General features: G+C 70.0%; 4 protein-coding genes. 3 read left to right on the plus strand and 1 reads right to left on the minus strand.

The window, feature by feature from the left end:
• Nucleotides 1-692 (minus strand): haloacid dehalogenase type II (locus ACR2JA_RS19165; RefSeq protein WP_434010659.1); only part of this gene is annotated, 692 nt, incomplete at its 3' end.
• Nucleotides 693-811: 119 nt separating this feature from the next.
• Between ACR2JA_RS19165 and ACR2JA_RS19170 the strand changes: the two genes are divergently transcribed.
• From ACR2JA_RS19170 to ACR2JA_RS19180, 3 genes are all read left to right on the plus strand, one after another.
• Nucleotides 812-2,041 carry a CaiB/BaiF CoA transferase family protein gene (locus ACR2JA_RS19170; RefSeq protein ID WP_434010660.1) on the plus strand — a complete coding sequence of 410 codons (1,230 nt, stop codon included), beginning with the start codon at nucleotides 812-814 and terminating at the stop codon, nucleotides 2,039-2,041.
• 15 nt (nucleotides 2,042-2,056) lie between these two features.
• Nucleotides 2,057-2,959: a hydroxymethylglutaryl-CoA lyase gene (locus ACR2JA_RS19175; protein WP_434010661.1), complete on the plus strand. Its 903-nt coding sequence runs from the start codon at nucleotides 2,057-2,059 to the stop codon at nucleotides 2,957-2,959.
• 63 nt (nucleotides 2,960-3,022) lie between these two features.
• A partial coding sequence (locus ACR2JA_RS19180; protein ID WP_434010662.1) for a LysR family transcriptional regulator occupies nucleotides 3,023-3,606 on the plus strand: 584 nt, incomplete at its 3' end.

The following is a 3,606-nucleotide window of genomic DNA, read 5'->3' on the forward strand; positions in this document are numbered from 1 at the left end:
ACCTCGCGCAGGTTCGTGGCCGTGCGCGTGGGCGGCGTGCCCAGTTCTTCAAAGGGTTGGTTCTGGCGGTTGACCCAGAGTGTGCGGTAGCCGAACCAGGTCGCGCCCAACGCGTCCCAGGCGTTGCTGCTGACGAACACGATCTGCTGGCGCGAGAGGCCGGTCACCTTCTCGCCCTGGGCGTACGCGTCCGGGTGGGTCTTGAACTTGCGGATGCCGTCCACGCTGATGACGTGGTCCAGCAGGCCGTCGAGCCCGGCGCTGCGCACGGCGATGCCCAGCATCTGCGGCTCGCCGTTGCTCAGGATGCCGGTGACGATGCCGCGGCTCTTGAGCGCCTGCAGCACTTCGCGGTTTTCCGGGAAGGCGCTCAGGTGCCGGTACTGGTTCATCAGCCGCGTGGCCTTGCCTTCGTAGGTGGCCCAGTCGCTGCGCGCGGCCGGCTCAATGAGCTTGATGGCGTAGGCCAGTGCGGCCTGGGTCAGTTCCCAGAACGGGCGGTAATGCGGCTGATCGGGCGCGCCCTGATCGCAGGTGGTCACCAGCCGGGTGTATTCGATCTGCTTGTCGCGCCACACCATGGCCAGCTTCTCGCCCTGGCCCGGAAACAGCTGCTGCGCGAGCAGGCCCACGCTGTACACGTCGAACAGCGTGCCGTAGGCGTCGAACAGGACTGCGCGGGGTTTTTCCATGCCTGAACTGTATTCGGAACTTGCCGCTCGATTCACATGCTGTTTTTGCGTTTATCTGTGACATTTATGCGGGTAATTTGGTTTGAGGGGCGTGGCCGACCGGCCCGACAATGGCGGCCATGTCCGAAGCGAACACCCCCCCTTCATCCCCTGCGCCCGCTGCGGCGGCCCTGCCCCTGGCCGGCCTGCGCGTGGTCGAGTTCACCCACATGGTCATGGGCCCCACCTGCGGCATGGTGCTGGGCGACCTGGGGGCCGAGGTCATCAAGGTCGAGCCCATCGAGGGCGACCGCACGCGCCACCTGCTGGGCGCGGGCGCGGGCTTCTTCCCCATGTTCAACCGCAACAAGAAGAGCATCGCCATCGACCTGACCCAGGCCGAGGGCGCGGCGCTGGCGCGGCAGCTGGCCGGCACGGCCGACGTGGTGGCCGAGAACTTCAAGCCCGGCACCATGGTCAAGTACGGGCTGGATCACGCGGCGCTCAGCGCCACGAACCCGCGTCTGATCTACGTCACGCACAAGGGCTTTTTGCCCGGGCCCTACGAGCACCGCACCGCGCTGGACGAGGTGGTGCAGATGATGGGCGGCCTGGCCTACATGACCGGCCGGCCCGGCGACCCGCTGCGCGCGGGCACCAGCGTCAACGACATCATGGGCGGCATGTTCGGCGCCATCGGCGTGCTGGCCGCGCTCATCCAGCGCGGTATCACCGGCAAAGGGCAGGAGGTGCAGAGCGCGCTGTTCGAAAACAACGTCTTCCTGGTCGGCCAGCACATGCTGCAGTACGCCATGACCGGCCAGCCAGCCGCGCCCATGCCGGCGCGCATCAGCCCCTGGGGCATCTACGACGTGTTCACGGTGAAAGACGGCGAACAGATCTTCCTGAGCGCCGTCAGCGACGCGCAGTGGGCCACCTTCTGCGACGCGCTGGGCTTTGCCGACCTGCAGGCCGACCCGCGCTACGCCAACAACAACCTGCGCGTGCAGGGCCGGCCCACGCTGATGCCGGTGCTGCGCGAGCGGCTGGCCCTGTGGTCTGCGGCCGAGCTGGCCGCGCTGTTCGAGCGCGTGGGCCTGCCCTATGCGCCCATCCGCAAACCCGAGGAACTGCTGCAAGACGAGCACCTGCTCGCCACTGGCGGCCTGGCCGACATGACCCTGCCCGACGGCCCACGCGCCGGCCAGACCGCCAAGGCCACCCTGCTGCCCTTCACCCTGGGCGGCCGTCGCATGGGCGTGCACCGCAGCCCGCCCCAGCTGGGCGACGCGACCGCCGCGCTGCTGACCGAGCTGGGCGTCGACGCCGCCGGGCAGGAGCGGCTGCGCCAGGCGCGGGTGGTGGCCTGAGAGGCTGAGATCGCCATGGAGCAGCCCCAGGTCCACATCAGCGAAGTCGGCCCGCGCGACGGCCTGCAGTCCGTCAAGGCCACCATGCCCACGGCGGACAAGTGCCGCTGGATCGACGCCCTCGCCGCGTCCGGCCTGCGCGAAATCGAAGTCGGCTCCTTCGTGCCGGCCAAGCTGCTGCCGCAGATGGCCGACATCGCCGAGGTGGTGCGGCACGCGATCACACTGCCGGGCCTCACGGTGATGGCCCTGGTGCCCAACCGCCGCGGCGCCGAAGCCGCGCTGGCCGCCGGCGTGCACAAGCTCACGCTGCCGGTGTCGGCCAGCGAGGCACATTCGCTGGCCAACGTGCGCAAGACGCGCGAGCAGATGCTGACCGAGCTGCGCGAGGTGGTGGCGCTGCGCAACGAGCGAGCGCCCGCCGTGCCGGTGGAAGTGGGCCTGTCCACCGCGTTCGGCTGCACCTTGCAGGGCGAGGTGCCGGAAGACGAGGTGATCGCCCTCGCTGTGGCCTGCGCGCAGGCGGGGGTGGACGAAGTGGGCCTGTCCGACACCACCGGCATGGCCAACCCGGCGCAGGTGCGGCGCCTGTTCACACGCCTGCGCGCCGAGCTGGGTACACGCGCCGGCGCGGCCCACATGCACAACACGCGCGGCCTGGGCCTGGCCAACTGCCTGGCCGCGCACGACGTGGGCGTGCGCAACTTCGACAGCTCGCTCGGCGGCCTGGGCGGCTGCCCCTACGCGCCCGGCGCCAGCGGCAACGTGGTCACCGAAGACCTGGTCTTCATGTTCGAGGCCATGGGCGTGTCCACCGGCGTCGATCTGCACAAGCTCATGGCCGCGCGCGAACCTTTGAGGGCCGGCCTGCCCGGCGAGCCGCTCTACGGCATGACACCCGCCGTATTCGCCACCTGAAACACCATCAATGCCCGGTCTGCCCCGGTTGATTGGCGACCCTGGCTGGGGTAATCTGCCCCGGTGGACAAACTCAAACAGCTCGAAACCTTCGCCTCCGTCGCCACGCGCGGCAGCCTGACCGCGGCCGCCAAGGCCGAGGGCGTGGCCCCGGCCATCATCGGCCGCCGGCTCGACGCGCTGGAAGCGCGCCTGGGCGTCAAGCTCATGGTGCGCACCACGCGCCGCATCACGCTCACGCACGAAGGCAGCGCCTTCCTCGAAGACTGCCAGCGCCTGCTGACCGACCTGGCCAACGCCGAGGCCAGCGTCAGCGCCGGCGGCGTCAAGGCCAGCGGCCACCTGCGCATCACCGCGCCCGCGGGCTTCGGGCGCCGCCACGTGGCGCCGCTGGTGCCGCGCTTTCGCGAACTGCACCCCGAGGTGACCATCTCGCTGAACCTGAGCGACCGCGTGGTCGACGTGGCCGGCGAGGGCTACGACTGCGCGGTGCGCGTGGGCGATCTGCCCGATTCGTCCCTGGTCAGCGTACGGCTGGCCGACAACCGCCGCCTGTGCGTGACCACCCCGAAGTACCTGCAGCGCCACGGCCGGCCCGCGAGCCCGGCCGACCTGGTGCGCTTCGACTGCCTGGTGCTCAGCAGCGA

It is taken from the genome of Hydrogenophaga sp. (assembly GCF_051007235.1).
Taxonomy (GTDB): Bacteria; Pseudomonadota; Gammaproteobacteria; order Burkholderiales; family Burkholderiaceae_C; genus Hydrogenophaga.

Excerpts from the sequence above, each read along its gene's own strand:
- ACR2JA_RS19170 (WP_434010660.1), top strand. The coding sequence starts at position 812 with ATGTCCGAAGCGAACACCCCCCCTTCATCCCCTGCGCCCGCTGCGGCG.
- ACR2JA_RS19175 (WP_434010661.1), top strand. The coding sequence starts at position 2,057 with ATGGAGCAGCCCCAGGTCCACATCAGCGAAGTCGGCCCGCGCGACGGC.